The 22,186-nt window shown below is 37.7% G+C and carries 18 protein-coding genes, 2 pseudogenes and 1 riboswitch; of the genes and pseudogenes, 18 read left to right on the top strand and 2 right to left on the bottom strand.

From position 1 onward, the window contains the following. The first annotated feature begins 54 nt into the window (after positions 1-54). The 5 genes from C8268_RS12885 (at position 55) to C8268_RS12865 (ending at position 5,247) form a co-directional block, all read left to right on the top strand. Positions 55-489 (top strand): peptidylprolyl isomerase, encoded by a 435-nt coding sequence (locus C8268_RS12885; protein WP_106768045.1) that lies wholly within the window; start codon positions 55-57, stop codon positions 487-489. A gap of 278 nt (positions 490-767) precedes the next feature. Beyond that, entirely contained in the window at positions 768-1,577 is an 810-nt protein-coding gene (locus C8268_RS12880; protein ID WP_106768044.1) for an AAA family ATPase, read from the top strand. A gap of 180 nt (positions 1,578-1,757) precedes the next feature. Continuing rightward, positions 1,758-2,993 (top strand): macrolide family glycosyltransferase, encoded by a 1,236-nt coding sequence (locus tag C8268_RS12875; protein WP_106768043.1) that lies wholly within the window; start codon positions 1,758-1,760, stop codon positions 2,991-2,993. Positions 2,994-3,024: 31 nt separating this feature from the next. Beyond that, positions 3,025-4,236, top strand: a complete 1,212-nt coding sequence (locus C8268_RS12870; RefSeq protein ID WP_106768042.1) for a macrolide family glycosyltransferase — start codon at positions 3,025-3,027, stop codon at positions 4,234-4,236. A gap of 162 nt (positions 4,237-4,398) precedes the next feature. Further along, the gene (locus C8268_RS12865) at positions 4,399-5,247 is read left to right on the top strand and encodes a hypothetical protein (RefSeq protein WP_158702737.1); all 849 of its coding nucleotides are present in this window, start codon (positions 4,399-4,401) and stop codon (positions 5,245-5,247) included. A gap of 90 nt (positions 5,248-5,337) precedes the next feature. Here C8268_RS12865 and scfB read toward each other — a convergent pair whose 3' ends face one another. Together scfB and scfA are read right to left on the bottom strand one after the other, a co-directional pair. After that, positions 5,338-6,732, bottom strand: coding sequence for a thioether cross-link-forming SCIFF peptide maturase (scfB, locus tag C8268_RS12860; protein ID WP_106768040.1), 1,395 nt, complete (start codon positions 6,730-6,732; stop codon positions 5,338-5,340). Positions 6,733-6,823: 91 nt separating this feature from the next. Further along, positions 6,824-6,973 carry a six-cysteine ranthipeptide SCIFF gene (gene scfA / locus C8268_RS12855; protein WP_106768039.1) on the bottom strand — a complete coding sequence of 50 codons (150 nt, stop codon included), beginning with the start codon at positions 6,971-6,973 and terminating at the stop codon, positions 6,824-6,826. Between the two features lie 492 nt (positions 6,974-7,465). Between scfA and C8268_RS12850 the strand changes: the two genes are divergently transcribed. The 13 genes and pseudogenes from C8268_RS12850 (at position 7,466) to ribD (ending at position 22,137) form a co-directional block, all read left to right on the top strand. After that, positions 7,466-8,191, top strand: coding sequence for an ABC transporter ATP-binding protein (locus C8268_RS12850; RefSeq protein WP_106768038.1), 726 nt, complete (start codon positions 7,466-7,468; stop codon positions 8,189-8,191). Between the two features lie 129 nt (positions 8,192-8,320). After that, positions 8,321-8,944, top strand: coding sequence for an ABC transporter permease (locus tag C8268_RS12845; RefSeq protein WP_158702736.1), 624 nt, complete (start codon positions 8,321-8,323; stop codon positions 8,942-8,944). Between the two features lie 1,229 nt (positions 8,945-10,173). Next, positions 10,174-11,109, top strand: a pseudogene (locus tag C8268_RS12840) (IS3 family transposase); the annotation flags it as partial. 973 nt (positions 11,110-12,082) lie between these two features. Continuing rightward, positions 12,083-12,682: a hypothetical protein gene (locus C8268_RS12835; RefSeq protein WP_106768036.1), complete on the top strand. Its 600-nt coding sequence runs from the start codon at positions 12,083-12,085 to the stop codon at positions 12,680-12,682. Positions 12,683-12,759: 77 nt separating this feature from the next. After that, entirely contained in the window at positions 12,760-13,113 is a 354-nt protein-coding gene (locus C8268_RS12830; protein WP_106768035.1) for a hypothetical protein, read from the top strand. Between the two features lie 567 nt (positions 13,114-13,680). After that, the gene (locus tag C8268_RS12825) at positions 13,681-13,917 is read left to right on the top strand and encodes an Imm7 family immunity protein (RefSeq protein WP_106768034.1); all 237 of its coding nucleotides are present in this window, start codon (positions 13,681-13,683) and stop codon (positions 13,915-13,917) included. Between the two features lie 214 nt (positions 13,918-14,131). Beyond that, positions 14,132-14,491, top strand: a complete 360-nt coding sequence (locus C8268_RS12820; protein ID WP_106768033.1) for a type II toxin-antitoxin system PemK/MazF family toxin — start codon at positions 14,132-14,134, stop codon at positions 14,489-14,491. Positions 14,492-14,595: 104 nt separating this feature from the next. Further along, positions 14,596-15,381, top strand: coding sequence for a hypothetical protein (locus tag C8268_RS12815; RefSeq protein ID WP_106768032.1), 786 nt, complete (start codon positions 14,596-14,598; stop codon positions 15,379-15,381). A gap of 42 nt (positions 15,382-15,423) precedes the next feature. Next, positions 15,424-16,722, top strand: a complete 1,299-nt coding sequence (locus C8268_RS12810; RefSeq protein WP_106768031.1) for a DNA sulfur modification protein DndB — start codon at positions 15,424-15,426, stop codon at positions 16,720-16,722. Positions 16,723-16,730: 8 nt separating this feature from the next. Further along, the gene (locus C8268_RS12805; RefSeq protein ID WP_106768030.1) at positions 16,731-17,738 is read left to right on the top strand and encodes a tyrosine-type recombinase/integrase; all 1,008 of its coding nucleotides are present in this window, start codon (positions 16,731-16,733) and stop codon (positions 17,736-17,738) included. A 134-nt stretch (positions 17,739-17,872) separates the two neighbouring features. Then, positions 17,873-18,413: pseudogene (gene tnpA / locus C8268_RS23545) on the top strand (IS200/IS605 family transposase). 1,381 nt (positions 18,414-19,794) lie between these two features. Continuing rightward, positions 19,795-20,040 carry a hypothetical protein gene (locus C8268_RS12790; RefSeq protein WP_106768028.1) on the top strand — a complete coding sequence of 82 codons (246 nt, stop codon included), beginning with the start codon at positions 19,795-19,797 and terminating at the stop codon, positions 20,038-20,040. A gap of 518 nt (positions 20,041-20,558) precedes the next feature. Continuing rightward, positions 20,559-20,743: riboswitch (FMN riboswitch) on the top strand. A gap of 293 nt (positions 20,744-21,036) precedes the next feature. Continuing rightward, positions 21,037-22,137 (top strand): bifunctional diaminohydroxyphosphoribosylaminopyrimidine deaminase/5-amino-6-(5-phosphoribosylamino)uracil reductase RibD, encoded by a 1,101-nt coding sequence (ribD, locus tag C8268_RS12785; protein ID WP_106768027.1) that lies wholly within the window; start codon positions 21,037-21,039, stop codon positions 22,135-22,137. Positions 22,138-22,186: the final 49 nt, after the last annotated feature.

Below are 22,186 nucleotides of genomic sequence, written 5' to 3'. Positions count from 1 at the left end.
GAAAATAATTAGAGACACTCTAATTGAACATTTAATTAAGGGAAGTGAAAAGAAATGAAAAAAGGTACCATTGAGTTAGAAAACGGCGGAGTTGTTCAAATTGATTTTTTCCCGGAAGAAGCACCGAATACTGTAGCCAACTTTGAAAAATTGGCGAATAGTGGCTTTTATAACGGACTCAGCTTTCATCGCGTGATCCCGGGTTTTGTAGCGCAAGGCGGTTGCCCGAAAGGAAATGGGACAGGCGGGCCAGGCTACACGATCAACTGTGAGACGGCAACCAATACAACCAAACATGACACAGGCGTGTTGTCCATGGCGCATGCCGGTCCTAACACGGGCGGGAGCCAATTCTTCATTTGTTATGGCCCACAGCCTCATCTGGACGGAGTTCATACCGTGTTTGGAAAGGTAACCAGCGGTATGGAACTGGTGGATTCCATCAAGCCAGGCGATAAGATGAAAGAAGTTAAAGTTTGGGAAGAATAGAAAAAACGAGGTTATCCAAAAAGCAGATTTTTTATTGGCTGTGGGATGACCGTTAAAAAAAGATCGAGTTAGGGGATAGATTTTACATTTACTCCCGTACTCGATCTTTTTATTTAGGCTTTAGCCAGTTGAGTACGTGAAACCTGCGAAGTAAATGTTTTCTCCCGATAAAACGAGAATGCCCCAGCAGCGTGTACAGAGGTTCGTCCGATTCCTATTGTATTTTTTTCTGGTAAAATAGAATTCAAACTACAAGATAGGTAGAAGGAAGTGCGGCAATGATTTATTTAAGAAGCTTTAAGCTTTCTGATTATACAAGTCCAAACCCCAACATATACCCTGATTATGTATTTAAGCATGTGGCTGGAGAGGTGCTGTTGTTTGATAAAATTACGGTGTTGTATGGCAATAACGGTAGCGGAAAATCCACTTTACTCAATATAATTTCCAACAAGCTAGGAATCTCGGGGGCTGAAAAAATGACAAGCTATGAGCATAGTATTTATGCTCAGCGATTCCTTGATTTGAGTAGCTATCAGCTTGGGTATGATGAGCAAGAGCGCGAAATCAGGAGGCTTCCGGAAGGAAGCCGATATATGAAATCAGAGGATATTTTATATGAGATCAAGAAGATCCAGCAATCTTCCGTGCTGCGTGAGGGAATACTGTATGAGCAAATTAACAAAGGGATGAGCAAGGCTGAGGCAGAACAATATGAAGCTACGTATGCGTTTAAGAAGAAGATGGAGAACATTCAATTTTCACAAGAAAAATACTCCAATGGAGAAACGTCCATGCAGTTTTTTGAGGAATATTTGCGACCAGGACAATTGTATTTATTGGACGAGCCGGAAACGTCACTTTCGCCTGCTAATCAAATAAGAGTGGCAGAGCAAATCAATGAGTTGGCACGATATTTTGATAGTCAATTTGTTATTGCTACTCATTCGCCCTTTGTTTTAGGTACGCTACATGCAAAAATTTATAATCTGAATGCCAAGCCTCTTCAAACAGCAGAATGGTTTGAACTGGATAATGTACAATTTTTTTATCGGTTTTTCAATAAGCATAAGCAATTGTTTGAATAAGATATAGAACAGACACAGTGATGACAAGATGAATGACATCTCCTGTGTCTTTTTATTTTTAGTGAATTGGTTGAACCTCTCTTCGAATAGCTTGGTTATGCCATTTGATTATTGATTTCCCATAATTTATACTTAAATAGTAGAATATCCTATAATATGAATAATGTTGGAGGTGTATGTGTGGCACGAGTGCTATTTGTAAACATTCCTGCGGAAGGTCACGTGAATCCTTCATTAGGATTAGTGAAACAACTGGTAGATAGCGGAGATGAAGTCGTCTACCTGTGTACGGAAGAGTATCGAACAAAGCTGAGACACACCGGGGCGCAATTTCGAGCCTACCCTTTTGATGAAAACATATTTGCTGAATTCGATTTCAATTTGTTAGAAGTGAAGCACCCACTCCAATTCACCGATTTTTTGCTGCGTGGCACTATTGCAACTCATCTTCCTGCTATTTTGAAGTTAGTAGAAAAGGATTCGTTTGACTACATGATTGTAGACTCTTCATTTGGATGGGGCGTACATATTTTATCAGAAGTCCTCAAAATTCCCACTGTATGCTCTGTTACCCACTTTGTTTTCCAAGAACCTATCAATCTTCTTCATCTTAACCCTCTAGATGATCAAGCTGGAGTGGATATGGAAGGGATTGACCTCGAAGCGTTAAATGAGCGTATTAAAGCTAATTCACAAGCAATCGCCGCTAAATATAACGTTGCCGTTCCTGCCATTGAAGATCTTTATCGCCAGTATGGTCAATTAAAACTCGTATTCACGAGCCGCTATTTCCAGCCGGATTCCGAACAATTTGATGATAGCTTTAAATTTATAGGTCCTTCGATTGTACAGCGCCTAGATGCTCCTTCTTTTCCGCTCGATCTGCTTCGGGCACAGCATCAGAACGTTGTCTACATTTCCATGGGAACTGTATTAAATAAAGACTTGGATTTATATGAATTATTGTTTGCTGCTTATCAAGATATACCCGCTCAATTCGTATTATCTTGTGGAAAAGAGACGGACATGGGGCAGCTATCGGATCGTATTCCTGACAATTTCATCGTAAAGCCTTATGTACCACAGCTTGAAATACTGCAACATGCCGATGTTTTTATCACACACGCAGGCATGAACAGTACAAGTGAAGCTTTGTACTATAATGTTCCGCTAGTTATGATTCCCCTAAGTTCGGATCAGCCGATTGTAGCTGCGCGTGTAGAGGAATTAGGAGCAGGCATTATGCTGAACAAGAACAACCTGACAGCGGATGATTTGAAATCCGCTTTATTGAAGGTTTTAAATGATTCCAGCTATAAAGAAAGAGCCAGACTTATCGGAGATTCTTTACGTTCATCCGATGGTTCTAAACAAGCTGCGCAAGAGATTAGAGCTATGTTTACTACCGTTCGGTAGCTATTGTTTATAAACTTTGGAGGTGGAGTAAATGGCACGCGTGTTATTTGTTACAATTCCAGCAGAAGGACATGTCAATCCAACATTAGGATTGGTAAAGCAGTTGATTGAGAACGGTGAAGAAGTTGTTTATATGTGCACAGAAGAATACCGCGAAAGACTTGCTCAGACAGGTGCAGAATACAGAGCGTATCATTTGGATGAACACTTGTTCAGAGAACTAGGCCTTAACCCAACCGAATTCAAACACCCGCTGAACTTTACTGAATTTATCTTACGGGGTATTATTGAACCGCATATCCCAGAAATATTAAAGTTGACTGAGAACGATTCGTTTGATTACGTGATTTTTGACTCTTTATTTTGTTGGGGAGGGGATATTTTAGGAAAGAGATTCGGGGTTCCTACGTTCTGTTCGGTTACAAATTTAGCTTTTACAGAGCCGTTAAGCAACATTGTCGAGGTGTTTGATACCGGAGAGCTGGATATAGAAGCACTTCGTGACAGAGTAACAAAGGCAGCTCAGAACGTTGCTAATATATGCAATGTTGATATGCCTGTCATTGAAGATATTACCCGCCAATATGGTCAGTATAAGATAGTGTTTACAAGCCGAGAGTTTCAACCAGATGTCGAAAAGCTTGATGATAGCTATATTTTTATTGGTCCTTCTATTACGCCGCGTCCAGATGCTCCATCATTTCCATTTGAACAACTGAGAAGCCAGTATGATAAGGTCGTATATATCTCAATGGGCAGCATCTTGAACAAGGATGTAGAATTCTACAAATTTTGCTTCCAAGCTTTTCAAGATGTTCCCGCTCAATTCGTGTTATCCTGTGGCAAAGACACCGATCTGGAACCGATAGCCGATTATATTCCTCCACATTTCATCATTGAGCCGTATGTTCCTCAGTTGGAAGTGTTACAGCAATCCAATGCTTTTGTCACCCATGCAGGCATGAACAGCACTAGTGAAGGATTGTATTATGGTGTTCCTCTTGTCATGATCCCATTAAGTTCCGATCAACCCATAGTGGCGAAGCAGGTAGAGAAGTTGGGCGCAGGGATTTTACTAGACAAGAACGAGCTGACTCCAGAATTACTAAAATCTGCCTTGCTTCAAGTGCTTAATGATACATCTTTCAGAGAACATGCAGAGCAAATCGGTGATTCCTTCCGCAACGCTGGCGGATATAAAGAAGCTGCCAATCGAATCATGTCATTATTCTCAAAAGTATAAATTAAACTCTCATAAACAAAATGCTCTCCTATTGGTGGAGAGCATTTTAATTGTTTATTTACCCTATCCAATGCGCTCCATCATATGCGAAACTAATAACTTCGTACCTACGTATAAATACAGATTAGGAAGTGAATGGAAGAGGAGGCAGGAGCGCAGCTTGTGAATGAGAAATCAAGAAAGAAGTTGAAGCGGTCGGAAACGTATACATATCAGCGTAAACATCCGAAGCGACCTAAGAAGAAACAGTCAATCAGTTGGGGGCTGTTGCTGTTCGAAGCGATCGGTTGGATCGTTCTGGCCGGCGCAGCAGTCATGGTGTGGTATACTAGCAGTTTGATTTCCATCATTACGGACTCCACCCCCGTCACTCAACTGACCAAGGACATGACAGGTATCGTGAGATTGGAGGGCGAGGTCGTTACTGAAGGGGCATACACAGAGGAAGGTGTCCTGCAAGAGACCTATGCGCTTTTACAAAAGGAACCGTTCCGCTGGGAATGCAGCCGTAGCGGCTGTGATTTTAAGCTGAATGATAAAGAAGCGCCTGCGGTGTGGGGTTCGTTAAGCGTGAATGGTCAGGAGATTCAGGCAGATCGGTATCAGTTCTACAGTAGCTGGCTGCCGCTTGATTACAGGACTGTTGAGCCGGATCAAGTCTTTCGTGTGGATGAGATCGGTTCTTCTCGTCCGCTTTTGGTTAAAAATCCGAAAAGCACGGCATACGGCTATCATGCGGTCTCATCGGGGGATTGGATTACCGTGATCGGACAGGCGAGGAATGGTCGATTGCAGCCGTTCACTCTTCCGGGAAGCGATCATTCCGAGCCCGTCATTCTAGTCGGGGACCATGTAGATCAAATGATCTCCAAAGAAAAGGGAATACGAACCCTCTATATGATTATAGGTACTCTCGTGATGCTCCTGTTGTTTCCGGTGACAATTCGAAGGCTGCGGAATTTGCATCAAAGAATCAGCATAAGGTTGAAACAAAGAGCTGGAAAGATGTAATCTACTAAAGGATACGGCAATGTTTAAGCAAAAAGAAAAGGGCTGCACCCAAAGTCATGTTCGACTTAGTCAGCCCTTCTTGAAATAAATCTATTGATTATCGTTTTCCATAGCCCTAATGGACTCGGCGACTTTTGCCATCATGGCACATTCAACCCGCTTGCGGAACACATCGCAACTGAATTCATAGATCCCGTTGATGGAACCCGTCGCGTGTAGGGCGTTGGCAGGACAGCCGCCGCTACAGTAGAGCTTGGCCCAGCAATCCTTACATTCCGGCTTCGAGTAGCAGTTGCTCTCTTTAAATTGGCACTGTAACTCAGGTTTGGTGATTCCATCCCAGATGTTCCCCATGCTGTACTCTTCATCCCCAACAAACTGGTGGCAAGGGAATAGCTCACCCCAAGGCGTAACCGCGAGATACTCTGTACCTGAACCACAGCCGCTAATTCTTTTCTGAACGCAAGGGCCTTCTGAAAGGTCAAGCATGTAATGATAAAAAGTAAATCCTCTGCCTTGTTCATCACGCTCAATCATTTCCTTGGCGAGAATTTCATACTGGTTGTAAATCTCCGGGAGATCCTCCTCGGTCAGTACATACGGTTCCCGTGGATCACAGATGACCGGTTCCATTGAAAGCTTGTCAAATCCAAGGTCTGCGATATGAAAAATATCGTTGGTGAAGTCGACATTGTTGCGGGTGTAGGTTCCTCGTACATAGTACTCCTGATCTCCACGCTTCCGAACGAATTCTTGGAATTTGGGTACGATATGATCGTAGCTGCCTTTTCCGTTAACGGTAGTGCGAAGCCGGTCATGAACCTCTTTTCGTCCATCCAGGCTTAAGACGACATTGTACATTTCCTCATTTAAAAACTCGGTGACTTCATCGTTCAACAGCATACCATTGGTCGTGAAGGTGAACCGGAATTTCTTTTTGTATTCTTTTTCTTTGCTTCTTGCATAAGCGACAATTTGTTTAACCACTTTCCAAGCCATAAGCGGTTCTCCGCCGAAGAAGTCGACGTCAAGGTTTCGGTGATGACCCGAATTCTCCAACAGGTAGTCGATGGCTCTTTGCCCAACCTCATAGCTCATGATGGCTCGATCCCCGTTGTATTTTCCCTGACTGGCAAAACAATAGTCGCAGGATAGATTGCAGGTATGCGCGACATTGAGGCAGAGTGCTTTTACATTCGTTTTTCGATTTTTTAAATCCAGGGAGAGACCTTCATACTCATCCTCGGTAAAGAGCTGCCCCGTATTTTTTAGCTCCTCGATATCCGCGATCGTTTCCCGAATATCCTTTTCGGAAATAGCTGAGTCATGCTGATGTTTTTCCAGCATCATAGTCACAATTTCTTTCGGGGATGTATGCTCATAAAGCGCGATGATTTCATACGCCAGATCATCCACAACATGCACAGAGCCGCTGTAGGTGTCGAGCACGATATTATATCCGTTAAGTTGATATTGATGGATCATTCTTGCTAATCAAGCTCCTTTTTAAGTACAAGTAAAAAAACGTCTTAAAAAATAGACGCCCATCTACAGAGCAGTGGGCGAATATTAGATCTTATTTGTTCATTGTGTTTTCACAACGCTGGTTGGCAACACCGCAGGAAGTTTTACAAGCGGATTGGCAAGAAGTTTGGCATGCGCCGCATCCACCATGTTTTACGGTATCCATTAGTTTGCGAGTGTTTAGTGTGATGATTCTTTTCATTGTTAAATGACTCCTCTACAATTCATTTCGTTCAAAAATAAGAAGATAATATTGTGAATAGCTTCACCTTATTTCTTTGAGCTATGGTAGCAACAACTTCAAATGAACGTCAATCAAAAAGATCACACTTGCCGAGGTCGCTTTATTTGAAGCGATTCTGAATCCCGAGTGATTGTTTTTTACTAGAATATTTTATGCTAGTTAATGGTAGGTGAAAGTACATAATTTGAATCATGTAAGAGACTCTACCCAGGTAGAATAATTTCCTCTTTGATGCATAACTCGAATATTGTATGAATATAGACTTTATGGAAAACTATAGAGTATATAACTAAAATATAATATAGTTTAGAGGTTACATAGTGTCCGCTTACATTGTTTTTTGACATAAGTGAATGAACAAAATCTAGTACAGTCTATTTGATAGCTATAATTGTTTGATAGAAATGAGACTAGTTTTTTTAATTGGATACATATGAAAGGGAGATTGCAATGATTATTGAAATAAACAATATGTGCAAATCCTATGGCGAACATCTTGTACTAGATCAAATCTGCCTAAAAGTTAAGACAGGGTCGGTGTTCGGCATTCTTGGAAGAAATGGTGCGGGAAAAACGTCACTGATCGAAACGATGATTGGTCTTAGGAAGAAAGATAGCGGCCAAGTAACTATCCTAGGTAAAAATATTGAGCGAGTTAACGACACGATTAAGTATCATGTTGGATTGCAACCGCAGACTTCGGCATTATTGCCTCGGCAGACTATATTTGAAACACTAACGTTGTTTGCTAGCTTTTATCCTAATCCATTGCCTGTTGAGCAAGTGATGGGTCAATTAGGTTTGGAACAAATAAGTAACAAGCGAATTGATCATTTATCAGGTGGACAGAAACAGAGGGTATTGTTAGCAGTGACAATGATAGGTAATCCGAAGTTATTAATTTTAGATGAGCCGACAGCCGGTCTCGATCCCCAAATACGCAGATCATTATGGTCAATTATTCGTGGGTTGCGTGATCAAGGCAAAACAATTCTCTTAACTACTCACTATATAGAAGAGGCAGAACAGTTATGCGATGAAGTAGCTATACTACATGACAAGCATATTATTGTGCAAAATAGCCCTCAACAGATTATAAATGCACAGCAAACTCAGACATTAGAAGATGCTTTTGTTTCATTAACAGGTGACTTAGTAAGGGAGGGATGGGATTGATGAGTGAGTCTTTCAAAAATGTGTTTAAAGCAGGGCTTAGGGAGACAGTTAGGGACACGAGAACAATGTTTTTTATAATCTTTTTCCCAATATTTTTTATTGGATTATATGCATTAATAGGTGCACAGGTTGGAGAAATCAATGGTATATCTTCTTTTGAGTTCATGCTTCCTGGCTTACTTACATTCATATTGTTATCAAAATGCTGTATTTACAATAATGCAACCTCTTGTAGAAATTAAAAAAAATGGCACGATGGCGTTATTCGAGCTAACTCCATTGAAGAAAAGGGAATTTATTTTCTCTATGCTGTTGTTAAGAACGATATATACCTTAATATGGGTGATCATATTAATCGGAATACTTTTAATGTTAGGGACAATTCAAATTTCTCAATTATTTTTATTTTTTGTAGTGGTTTTGTTTGGAATGTTTATGGTCTTTACGTTTGGTATATTGCTTAGTACATTTTTCAACAGTGTAGAGGTAGCAGGCGCATGGGGTGGATTTATTATTGTCTTTATCTATATATTTAGTGGTCATGGCGGCATGTTGCCTAATGTCAAAGGGTTTATGAAGACAGTATCACAATTTAATCCATTTACCTATTTAAATCAAGCTTTACAGCAAGTGGTTTTTAAAGATATTACGATTGCGTTTCCGTTGTATGTAAATATGCTCATTGTTATAGGTGCAGGGCTGATATTCATAATAGTGAGTGTAAAAACATTTAAATGGAAATTGGAGGTGTAAGTAGCGAAAGAAGGCGTTAGAAGAGTTTTGTGGTATCAGGTAGATTTGTTCCTAAAAAGTGTCACATTCTTACGGAGGTCCTAAATTCCCGTAATGAAGGGATTGAGTTTACAAAACATTCCTATGTGCTGGGAATTAGAATTAAATCATCCGCATTGCTCTATAAGAAGACCGCCTTTACATAATGAAAAAATAAGATGAGTGCGTGGAATTTCATTAACTAACAAACGCTTGGTTTGGATTCCATTTGTCATGGTATACTAATTCATTCCATATCAAAGTGACGAAGAGCGTTTTTGGCTACCAATTTCAACAGGTTGTGTTATTCATGTATCCTAATGCATCTTAGAAGTTATTGGTGATGCTTTTGTGTTAACATGGTTACATTAGTTTCCTTTATTTAAGCTTCAGTTTAATGAAAATTTAACTGAAGATGTTCATCATTATAGTCAGGAATATGAGCAATTTTTTTATTCTAACAATTACTATTTTAATGCTGCTACGGATTTAGGTATACCGACTATTTTATCCAGCTCAGCACACCAAACATAACAAACAACTTGCTAATATGGTTATGTGTACAACCGAGCTTACTATGCTCCTATTAGACTTGGACAGTACACCCCTTACTTAGATACAAATGAAATTCAAAAAAATGGTTGTAGCCAACGGGAAAGAGATCAGCAATTATGACTGCGGTAGCACGTCAATATGAGCTTGATCCTAAGATGTTCTTAAATGGGCCAGAGAGCTAAAGCGTAACGATCTGGATCAATTGGACGGCACAGCATCAAGCAAGCTAAATTTGTTCTAATGGCAGAAGACTATGCACAGCTTGAAAAAGAGAATGAAAAAACTGAATAAGCTCTTTGCCGAGCAAGTTTTAAAGAGGGACATTCTCAAAGACCTACTAAAAAAATGAACCTGCACTTGCGGATAAATAGAGATTGCCCAGAAATATATAGGACCAAGGGCACAGTATCAATTTTGTGCTGCGTGTACTCGATGTCGAACGATCTACGTACTATGCACATGTGGCAGGATGCAGTAAGAAGCCACAACAATCCATAAAGCCGGTCGTCCCGCGCCTGATTACTCCTATAAACAAGAGGACGATCTCGTTAGCGATGAACAGATCTGTGAATAGATTACTTGATCAGCTACACTTAGTTGGACAGAAAAAATAAGGGCTAGTAGAATAAGCAGATAGGAAAAGGAACGGATTTACAATGCCAAGAGAACGACGAACATTTATAGCAGAATTCAAGAAACAAATGGTAGGGTTCTATGAGAACGGGAAGTCCTGAGCAGTAATTGTAAAGGAATATGTCCTCACAGCCTCATCTTTGGATCGTTGGATTAAGCAATTTCAAACATCAGGCTCGTTCTCGGAAAAGGACAATCGCTCTGCAGAAGAGAATAAACTCATTGCCTTACGAGAAACAGCCCTCAAAATGGAGAACGACTTTCTAAAGCAAGCCGCGCTGATCATGGGACAAAGTAGCTATCATCCAGAACAGCCGTGATAGATACTTGGTATCAGCAATGTGTGGCGTCCTGCAAATCGCAAGAAGTATATTCTACTATGAAGCCAAAGAACATCAATACAAGCCTCATAAAACGGCATGTAACGAAGCAACTACGGCGAATGTCCTGGATCGTGAGTTTGAGCATACGGAAGCCAAACGCTTCGTCGTTAGCGATTTGACTTATGTGAAAGTCCAGAACCGATGGCATTACATTGTGTGCTGGTGGACCTGTTTAATCGAGAAATTAATGGCCATAGTGCAGGTCCGAACAAGAACGCTGTTCTGATTATTCGTGCCTTTACCAGCGTAAACGGAGATTTGCGTCAAATTCAGTGGTTTCATACAGATCGGGGACGTGAGTTCAAAAATCAGAAAATGGATGAGCTACTGAAGACGTTTGAAATCAAACGTTCCCTGAGTATGAAAGGCTGTCCGTATGACAACGCCGTGACTGAAGCCACCTACAAAATCATGAAAATAGAGTTTGTGAACCAGATGAACTTCCAGAGTATTCCTCACCTGGAACTCGAATTGTACGATTACGTCAATTGGTTTAACGAGCACCGTATCCATGGAACATTAGGAGATTTGACGCCCGTACAGTATCGCCATGCAGCCCTTAAAAAAAGTTATTTGATTTACTGTCGACAATCCACTATTAAGAGAATGAATGAAGGAAGGAAAGAGCCCGAACGCTTACAACAAGAATCCACAACAAATGAAAAGAGTGTCTATCCTCCACGAAAGGACAAACACTCCAAGCGTAAGCAAACACGGGGAATCAGAAAGTTTGGTTCCCATATCCCTCACCCTCATTATACATTTATTATTGACTATAAGGCAATAAACAGCTGACAATTGCCTTATAACAGCAAGACCAAATACCTAACACAAAAACATGAAAGGAGCACGGCAAATGAACTTTTTTAAATGGGGATACATCATATTATTACCTATAACAGTTGTAGTCATGTTGTTCACTTTACCACTAACAACCTTTAACATCACAATGTATATCCTAACAATGATCGCTTATTACTTCTTCTTCATCTTGCCTATGCATAAAGAACGCAAGAACAAACCTTCATCATAACAATAAACATGTCGAACTCTATAACGATGTATGATACATTACTGTGGAAGATAACCGCCAGGTGCTATTCCTCAGCGGTTTTTTCGTCTTCTACATTTAGAGATCAGTACAACTGAAGAGTATGGTCCAATCAACAGTCCATCCAAAATCTACATAACGTAGATCAGCCGTAATAGGAAAAACTTCAACTATTTTCTTTGATCTGGTTGCAACTCTACTTCCGTATCTAAGCCAGGTCGAGTTTATCCCAAATCAATTTTCATACTACGCATTCCAAATGACTGCTGATATTTCCATCTTAACAGGATTCACCTCTAGGCTGTGGAACTTTATTTTCCAGTTTTGAAGATCAAATAGACCGAATATAATCCCCATTTAAGTCGTTCAATATTGTCTAATTTCCTTCAAAATTTGTATAAAAAATATAACAATTGTTTCCTACATAATTCTATAGTATAGTTAAATTACATCATTTTACAATACATACAAGAAACGAAAAAAAAGGAGGTAATCAGGATGAGCTCACTTTACAGAAAGGTAATATCGTCTTTTTTAGCTGCAGTTTTGTTATTAAACCTTTGGGGTATTGTTACAGTTCAAGCCGAGGAGCTGACAGGTCAATCATACGTGGAAATTATCGGTGAAGATCTTACGCTATCACCAGGTATTACTATAAATTCCGTGAAAGAGTTTGAGGCTGCGAGAAGTAGCGCTTATGCTCCAAGCTGCAATACCGGTTGGAGACCTGGAGCTTCTGGATATTCAAGAACTACGACAAATTATAATCCAATGACAAATTCCCTACAATGGGGTTTTGAACTCACACCGAAGGGCAAAGCTTTTTTTGGTCCATTTGTTACAGTTTCGGGAATTGGTGGATCTGTAAGTAATCCAAGTTTGGGTTATTTTAGAACACTTTTCGGCAATAGTATTTATGCTCCACACAATAGAGCTAATGACTACTTGTTTCATGGAAGCATTACTAGGTATAATTATATGGGAGGACAAGGGGCTAGGTTGAATTCTGGAGATATTGTAGAAATTAATTTAGGTGCTGTAGGTACTGCCGCTCACAGACCATCTGGTAATTTTAGTATTACTTGTCAAATAGATTAAATTGTAATAACAAAGGGGAGGACGGACTAAACGTCCTTTTCTTTTGTTTTAAAATGTACATAAGGGGAGAGTTACCCATGTCTAATGATGATAAAGATTTTCGAGCAGACAGTTACAGTGAATTTATATTTACAAATACAGAAGGGAATAAAATTTACGAGAAAAATAAATCTACCTTTGTAACTTGGTACGAAGAAAACAAAATATTCTCATCAATGTATGAAGTGCAAGAATATATATCTAGTGAAATTTATCCTGAAATTCTTCACAATTACAATGGGTATAAAACAACAGATCCTAAATTAGCTTATTCCCTTCTATTTGAATTAATAAAGATAAAAACCCATGGTTATTTAACAAGAGAGGTGTATGCAGATATTGATTTGATTGATGAAAAATTATACTATCTGGTTTGGATTTCATCAGAATAATGCCTTATAAAATTATGAGAAGCCTTGTCCATTAATCCTCTCTGGATGAATAAAGGGTTGATCAAGCAGACACCATTCACTCATTATATTTTTGGACCTCTTACAATTGAAACGCAAAAAACGGTGAGATAGAATATAAAAAAGGGACTTTACCCCAACTTGGCGAAGTTTTTCGGTGACCAAACCAAAAAAACCAAGAACGGAGGAAGTCCCTTTTTTATATCCTCCAAGAAAGTCTATTAAAAATGCATTAAAAGAACGATGCCTATCTTTTTTGGTGTTTTGGTCTTCGTATTTACGCTAAGCAATTGAGAAGAAATTCATCCTCAGGTGCTGGCGGTCACTGTAGAGAAGGAATTTTACAAGCCTCTTACTTACATCTCTCGTGCATGTGTCTAAATAATGTATTTTCCAAATCGTACAACAGAATGACTCATTCGATTAAGGTAAATATTCACAAATATAATAATTATCAACAAGTTTCGATGGGATTAATAAAATAAATATATACAAAAATAAAATTGTATAATATAATTATATTAATTTCCACAGAATGAGGTGGGACAATTGTTTAAAGTATCAGTTGTTGAAAGTAAGGAGGATCAATTGACACCAAGGCTTTTAAATCAAGAGAGGATGAATAAAAGAATGTATGAGTATCATGGATGGGCGACCTTTATAGAAAGTTCCTTTTATGAAGAAAATGAGGACAAATACTTATTGGTTGTAAATGAAATTCAAAAACACTTTAATCAGCTAAATTGGTCATCTGGTGTTTCGAGGAAAAATAATAGAGCACAATGATTCTTTTCTTTCCCTATTTATACTGAAAACAGAAGATTAAATGTAGATTTTTTAATATAACTATTATTTTGTAGTTATTTATTCGTTATAACAGGCTATTTTGTAGGTTGTTAGAATCACCGAATGTTTATCCCTGTTAATGTACAATGGAACTTAAGAGATAAATATAATGAAAATTAATTTATAAATGATATATAATGAGGAGAGTGTACATATGAGTGAAGTAAGTGTTAAGCAGTTTGATATTTGGTTGGCAAATTTAGGAGATTCTAAAGGTAGCGTGCAAAGAGGGGTGAGACCTGTTATAGTTATATCTAATGACAAAAGCAACAAGTATGCTCCTATAGCAATGGTTGCTCCAATTACAAGTAGTTTAACGAAAAGAAAGCTGCCAACACATGTCCATATATCCGCTAGAGAAATCGGGTGTCCCAAGGATAGTGTAGTTTTATTCGAACAGCATATTACAATCGATAAAAGTCAGTTAATTCATAAAATTATTGATATGCCAAAATTTTATGAGCATCAATTCGAAAGAGCTTTAAACGTTAGTACTTCAAGGTTTTTTTCGTAGATATGCTATATTAAACATAAAATATAAAAATATTTTATCTAGTTTGCTAATACCTATTGTATTAGTATATTAAGATAGATCATATCTTAACAGGAGAAATAAGTGTGAATATGAAAATTGATAAAGATCTTAAAAAGAATATAAAAGATGTTTCTGAGAAATGCGGAGGATATTTAACAACCAATCTATATGATGAAAACAGAGGAACTCTGCCTTCGTGGGACTCTATAAGATCAAAATATAATATTAACTTTTCAGAATTGCTAGCCGAGTTAAATATAAAAAGCAAAGATGAGTACTTAATGCAAAGAAACAAAGTAAAAGCTATTAGTAATTTCAAATTGTTGAATTTAGAATTCGGTTTTGTATCAAAGAAAATATATGATGATTCTAAATTGCAACCATCTTCAGAGTATATCTCAAAGCACTATGGTTGGAACGAAATTGCAAAAGAGGCTAATGTAAGATTAGCGCATGGACAATATATTGATCTTAATGACGTGATTGAGCAACTAAAAGAGACAATAAAGAAATTAGGATATATACCTACATCTACCGAATATAAAGAACTGCAACTCAAGCCATCCCAAGATAGCTTAGCTGCTAAAAATATTACATGGACAGATGCAATGAAAAAGGCGGGGTATAGACCATATGGCAAAGCTGTTATTGTGAAAGATAAAGTTTGTTTTAATGAAGATTGCTATCGTCAATTTACACCGATTGATGAAAGTGAAAAACATTGTGACCCTTGTTACAAGCATCTAAGATCTATATTAATAAAAGAATTGAAACAGATGAATAAAGCTAAATTAGAAGAAGTTTGCACTAAACTAATTTATTTGGGGAACTCTCAAAAAAATATACTGGATATTTTCAATTCCAATTGAAACACTACAGAAATAATAACTGTAGGAAGGTGGTAAAATAGTATGAAAAAAGATCGTGAAATACTTGAAGAAAACTTAAGAGAGGTTATTCAACAAGTTAAACATAGTAGAAAAAAAGTTGAAGAAATAGATAATGAATTAAATGAATTTAATGTTTTGCCAGGGGTTTTTAGCGAAATATCTCGTGGTATTAGAATATTGAGTTCCTTGGATATTCAATTGCTATGTCTTATCTCGTTGGCTATCTATAATGCTACTAAAAATGAAAATATTTCGCCGTATGATTTCTTCACTGAGAATGAGATTGAAAGCTCAAAAAAGTACTACGCTGAAAATCAAAATAATGAAATGTCCTTACCTTTAGATATAAATGATGTTATTATGATCGACTTTGAAAATTATGTAACAAAGATTAAGATGTCTTCTTTGGTGAAAATGTTCCATTCACAACTTATAATATATGATTATGAAACACAAAGAAGTGCAAAGTATAAAAGGGGAAAAGACGGTGTTGTTCCGGTTCCCGACGTTAACAGAAAAAGTGTAAAAGATATATCGGAACATATGCTGAATGAAACCTATTTAGCTGATATGATAACTCTCAATGTTTATTCAAATGAAGTTGAGCCTTTGAATTATAATGCAAAAAACAAAACATTGACTATAAACAAAGGTGCAACAATCTCAATATTGGATGGGTTTCACCGTTTACAGGCAGGTGTGAGAGCTGTTTCAGTTAATCCGAATTTAGATTTAGAGATGATATTGTCAATTCGGTCATATGATACTGATACTGCAAAGAAATACTTTGGTCAGATAAATACAATAAACTCAATAAAGCCAGAACGTTTAAAGGAACTGAAATCAGAAAAGCACTCTGATTTAGTTGTAAAAGATCTTCAGATTAAGTCAGACATGAAAGGAAAAATTGCTTCTGCATCACGTATCAGCACTATTGCAGGCCAGCTGACTACATTTGATGTGTTATCTTACGCAATAGATAAAACATTTAGTCCATCAACTACACTAGAAGCTAGAGAAGTTTCAAATTATCTTGTTGATTTTTTTAACTACTTAGTCGGATCTTTTGTAGATGAGTTCTTACTTAATCCAAATGATTATAGAGATACAAGTATAAACCATCCTTTGATGTTCGCCGGATATGTGCAAATCGCTTATAATTTCAAAGAGCAAGAGAGACCACTCCGAGAAATAAAGGATTTTGTGGAGAATATTGATTTTAGAGATGACAGACTTCAAGAAATACTTAAGAACAAAAGGGGGATTAATTTCAAAAGAAATAGGGATAATATCATAGAATATTTCAGAATTAGAGGGTGAAATCCAAAATGTCAAATCAAATATACGAGCAAAATTTATTTAATGCAGAACAAAAAAATATGTTTTTAAAAGATCTTAGTTCAAACACATATACTGCATATTTAAGGATTTTAACACGCGCTGCTAAGTTAGAAGAGCAGTTTGAAAAAGACTTATACGATTTCAATATTTATGAAATTGAAAGATTAATTTTCTATATTAACCCTAAAACACTAAGCTCTGTTACCTCAGCTGTTTCTATAATACAAAATTATATAAGGTGGGCAATTGCCCAAGATTTGCGTAAAGATAATTTAAATCCACTTGATGCAATAGCAGGATTAAAATTTTACAAGAAATTCATAGATACTTCAAATAAACTTCTATTCAGTTCCTCTGAAATAGAAGAGATTACTGGTGGGCTTGTGAATTATCAAGATTCTGCTATAGTTCAAGCAATATTTGAAGGAGTTAATGGAAAGAAATATTCTGAAATTTTAAATCTCACTATCCATGACATTGATGAGAAGAATAATGAACTATTATTAAAGAATGATATTAATGACTTTAAACAACAAGAACGAAAATTAAAAGTTTCTCCTGAATTAATAAAGATGCTTATTAAAGCATCACAGGAAACTGAGTATTACAAAAACAATGGTCATCCAAGCGAGAACATCTTATCTAAAATAGCACCTCTTTGTGAAAGTCACTTTGTGTTTCGTAATAGTAGACTAAATACTAAAGAAACTGACAGGGCAGATTATCACTTAATTTTCAGAAGGCTGAGTAAAATAGCTGAGTGGAATGGGCAACCCTATCTTAACGGAATGAATATTAGAAAGTCTGGAATGATATATATGGCAAATGTTTTATATAGGGAATCTGGAAAGTTGGAGAATGAAGAAATACATCGGATATGTGAGGCATTTAATTTCTCTAAAATTAAAGGTAGAGACGACTATAATACAACGAGGATACGGGCAGAGTTTCTAAATCTTGATAATATATTTGAGATATATGGAAAAAAAGAATGATTTGAATAACTTATTCTTTTTTTATTTAGGCTTTAGCCGGTTGGGTCCGTGAAACGCGCGAAACAAAAAAACACATGCTATGCAGGTGAAGGGATCAAGGGTTTGACCAGCTAGACCATCCCGATAAAATTGAGATGTTCAGGCGGGGTGAAAGGAATGGTCTTAGATGGAGAACAACGACTATAGTTTGTCTCACGAAGTGGATGTGTAAATACCAAATTTTGTTCACCCTGAAGTATAGACGTATAATCAAGTGAGGAAAGACTTAATCGAAATCTTCAACGTTTATGCAAATATAAGGGTGTGGAGATATTAGAAGGTCACATGATGCTAGATCATATACATATGTTAGTAGCGATTCCTCCAAAAATCTCAGTGTCATCATTTATAGGATGTTTCAAGGAAAAAAGCTCACTGATCATATTCGAGGAGCTGCCAGTTTGAAGTACAAGTATGGCAATTGAAAGTTTTGGGCGGAGGGATACTACGTTAGCACAGTGGCTTAAGTGAAGCAACTGTAGCTAAATATTTCGTGAACAAGAAGCACATGACCAGAACAATTTTTTCAGGCTAGCATCTTTAGGCCCAATTTGGAAGTGGGGGATATACCCCAAGAGCAAACCACCCGTTGGATGGGTGATCATGATTGACATATCTATGTCTTGCACTGTATGACGAGTATTTTATAGAAAGTAATGCTGATATTCTAAATCATTTTAATTTTATTTGTCATTATTTAATAATAAATTATAAATATACTGAAATTATTAATATTAAATATAATTTTGTAAGGAATGTATAGAAAATATAATAAAACTAAATGCATTTATTGCCTTGCTATTGCTACAGACTGGTTGTAATATTAACTTGTTAAAAAGGAGAATTTGTGTTCGTGTTTTGGATTTAAAAAATGGATTTTTAAACATTATATAACGAGATTGGGAAGGCTATTTCAAGTATCTTTAATAGAAGCGAAGTTGTCCAAGGTCCAATATCAAATGATGATCCAATACTTATTTATAAGATTCATAGTAGACGACTATACATTAGGCTTATGAAATTTTGTTGTATGCCTAGCTGGCGATGGCCAAGCTTGATAGTTTTGGCTGTTAAATAAATAAAAATCATTTAATTAGACAGATAGAATCTTAAATTATACATTTGCACGATACATAGATAAGTCCTCTATTTAAGGTGATGATAGAGAATCTGCCAATAAGAAGATATTGGAAGGCCGCTTTATAATCTGTTTAGTAATTTTAACAAGCCAGGATTTTTTGAATGTGCGACTGCAAATTCTTTGAAGATAGTGAAGATGAATCCAAATGAAATAGCATTTCAAAAGAAAGAAGGTCAATTGACCTTCTCTGCAATAGGTTTGTACTTTTCAAGAGCTAAGTTTAACTCATTTTTGCCAGGGCGGATTAATTTAAACATACTAATATTTTTAGGACCAAGGAAGAATATTTTTTGATTTTCTAGGATCGAGACATCTTCGTAAATAATATATCCTTCATTAAATTTCCCAAGCTCTGGTATTGATGACATCAACAGTTTGTTGGCAAAAGTGATTTTATGTATGAATAGAGGTTCAAACTGGTATTTCTCAAGATAAATCCAATAGTATGTCTTATTCTTACCTTCAAAATATGAAAGGAGAATGGTCATACATATAAAATATATAAAAAAAATAAAAACTACATGAGGTATCGTGAATTCAAAGGGTTTATTGTTTATCACGGAAGTTAAGAAAATTGATAATAGAATTGCTATCATAGTTGCAACAATTGATAGTGACACAATTCTTGTTAACGAATAATATAGTCTCTTCTTTGGTGAAAATAAGAGTCTATCATACTTGTCAGATAATAATAGCAAAGCAATAAATTACACCTACGATTTTTACTAACATAAGAAATACCATAAGATTAAAGGCTTTAGATTAGTTAAGAGAGTTCTTTCCGATGATGTAATGCTATACAAGATATAATAAAACAAATATTTCATCTAAATAAAGAGAAGAATTCATGAAGAAAGGGTACAAACTCAAGCCCTGATGGATAAATGGATAAACAGCAATCCAGGTAAATACTACACTATTAATATCTTCATTCAAACCATAGATCCTCAAGAGATAGTCGCATTATCCAGGGAATTGGACGATAGTAAATTGACGCTTCCTCGTGAAAGTATTGATGAAAAAGGCTGGCTAGAAGATTTACAACCACAAACTATAGATCTAATAAAGTTTCCTGATGGTGCATATGCAGTTAGTTCAGGAGGCAATCATAGAGTTTTTTAAGTCATGAATACAAAAGTCATGAATACAAAAAAACTCCCTTAAGGCTCAAATTACAGTAGTAGTTGAGAAAGCTTTGCTTACTAAGGAGCATTTGAAACAAATTAGTATTCTAGACGATAAAATTGTTCTGCTTTCTGAAATAGTAGAAAAGAATGATTTTAAAAGACAACTTTTTGAATGAAGTTGAAAAAAGTACTGTTGAATGATCTTCCCGAATTTCATTTAAAACGTATTGATAAACTGATGAAAATTCCTAAAGAACCATTGTTTTAGAGGGAAAATGAATAAAGCCCTTTGAGGAGGCAAGCCTTGTTTATGCTTGCTTTTTTTATTGCTGAGTGATAATTTATTAGACAAGAGGGCAGGTTCAACAGCAATTCCTTAGATAATCAAGGAAAAACATTAGCCCTAAAATGCTCGTTATAAAATAGCTTAAAAGTTTGACGTATCGGTGTTATTGTTAATAATGAGCATTAAGACAACAAAGAAGTACAATACAACTAAATAGGATTTTCAGCATTATCCTTCGGGGCAGGGTGAAATTCCCTACCGGCGGTGATGAACACAGTGACAAGTGCTGTTGTTAAAGCAACTGCATTTCGCTGTGGGCTTAGTCCGTGACCCGGATATACGTAATAGTATAGACGGTGGACCTGGTGCAAATCCGGGACCGACAGTATAGTCTGGATGGGAGAAGGAGAAAAGGCGAGCTATCGCTTATTTAGGAGCGATAAGTGGTGTAGTGTGACAGAAATGTGCAACTCAATTGTGCGGATTTTCACAAAGTTTGCGCAGCCTATTGTATTTTATTTGTGTGTACAGAGGCTGTTCTCTTTAGTGTATCTGCCGTATGTTGCTTGATTCTGTCTGATTCATGCTATATCAATCTTTTAATCTCCCAACATAATCAAGCCCTGTTTGGACATTGCGATCCGGACAGGGCTTTTTTGCTTGACTGTTAAGCAGAAATTTCGAAGGGAGGGGAAGCGGCTACAGATGGATGTGATGAACGATGAGTTTTATATGTCACTGGCACTGGACATGGCTGAGCGAGCTCAGGGACAAACGGGAATCAATCCGGTTGTTGGGTGTGTCGTCGTAAAGGATGGCAGGCTTGTTGGAATCGGGACACATCTCGAAAGGGGAACACCTCATGCCGAAGTACACGCACTTCAAATGGCAGGAGACAAAGCGAGCGGCAGTACAGTATATGTAACGCTGGAGCCTTGCAGTCATTTTGGCAAGACACCTCCATGTAGCGAAAGGCTGATATCAGCAGGCGTTGAGCGGGTTGTTATTGCAACTGAAGATCCCAACCCTCTCGTTGCTGGCAAAGGAATTGAACTGTTGCAAAACGCTGGCATTCAGGTGGAGGCAGGTGTGTTGCGCGATCGTGCTTTCAGGTTGAATGCCCCGTTTATGAAGTACATCGCGACAGGAAAGCCTTATGTCACGTTAAAAACGGCCAGCACATTGGATGGGAAAATTGCGTCCAAAACGGGCGACAGTAAATGGATTTCTAATGAAGAAGCCAGAAAAAGAGTTCACACCCTCCGTCATCGACATCAAGCGATTATGGTTGGTGTTTCTACGGTGATCGCAGATGATCCACAGCTGACGACTCGCTTGCCGGTTAAGGGAATCAACCCGATTCGAATTGTTGTAGATTCCAGACTCACAATACCTCTTGAGAGCCGGATGCTTCATGACAGTGCGGCTCCAACAATAATTTTAACTACGGAGCTGGGAGACCCGCTTAAAAAGACGGAACTTCAGCGATTAGGGACCGAAGTTATTGTTTGCGGCGACGGGCCTCGAGTAGACCTTAGGCTTGCGATGGATACATTAGGCCAAAGAGAGATTGGTTCGATCCTTTTGGAGGGTGGGGGTACTTTGAATGGAGCGATGCTTGAAGAAGGGCTTGTAGACCGGGTAGTCCTTTTCATAGCTCCCAAAATTGTTGGAGGGTTGGCCGCACCTTCCAGCTTTAATTTCAGCGGGGTGGAGCGCATGAGTGATGCTGTCACGTTAAGCGACGTTCAATTTGAACAGCTGGGTGATAATGTGTGCATCACAGGAACCCCGGTCTTACCGTAGTTTATATGCTGTGCAGCACTAACAATCATGTACTTCCAAGAAGGAGGAA

The organism is Paenibacillus faecalis (genome assembly GCF_900289175.1).
GTDB classification, from domain to species: Bacteria; Bacillota; Bacilli; order Paenibacillales; family Paenibacillaceae; genus Paenibacillus_AQ; species Paenibacillus_AQ faecalis.
Note: the sequence above shows the minus strand (reverse complement) of the source record. Positions and strands in the feature narration are given on the sequence as shown.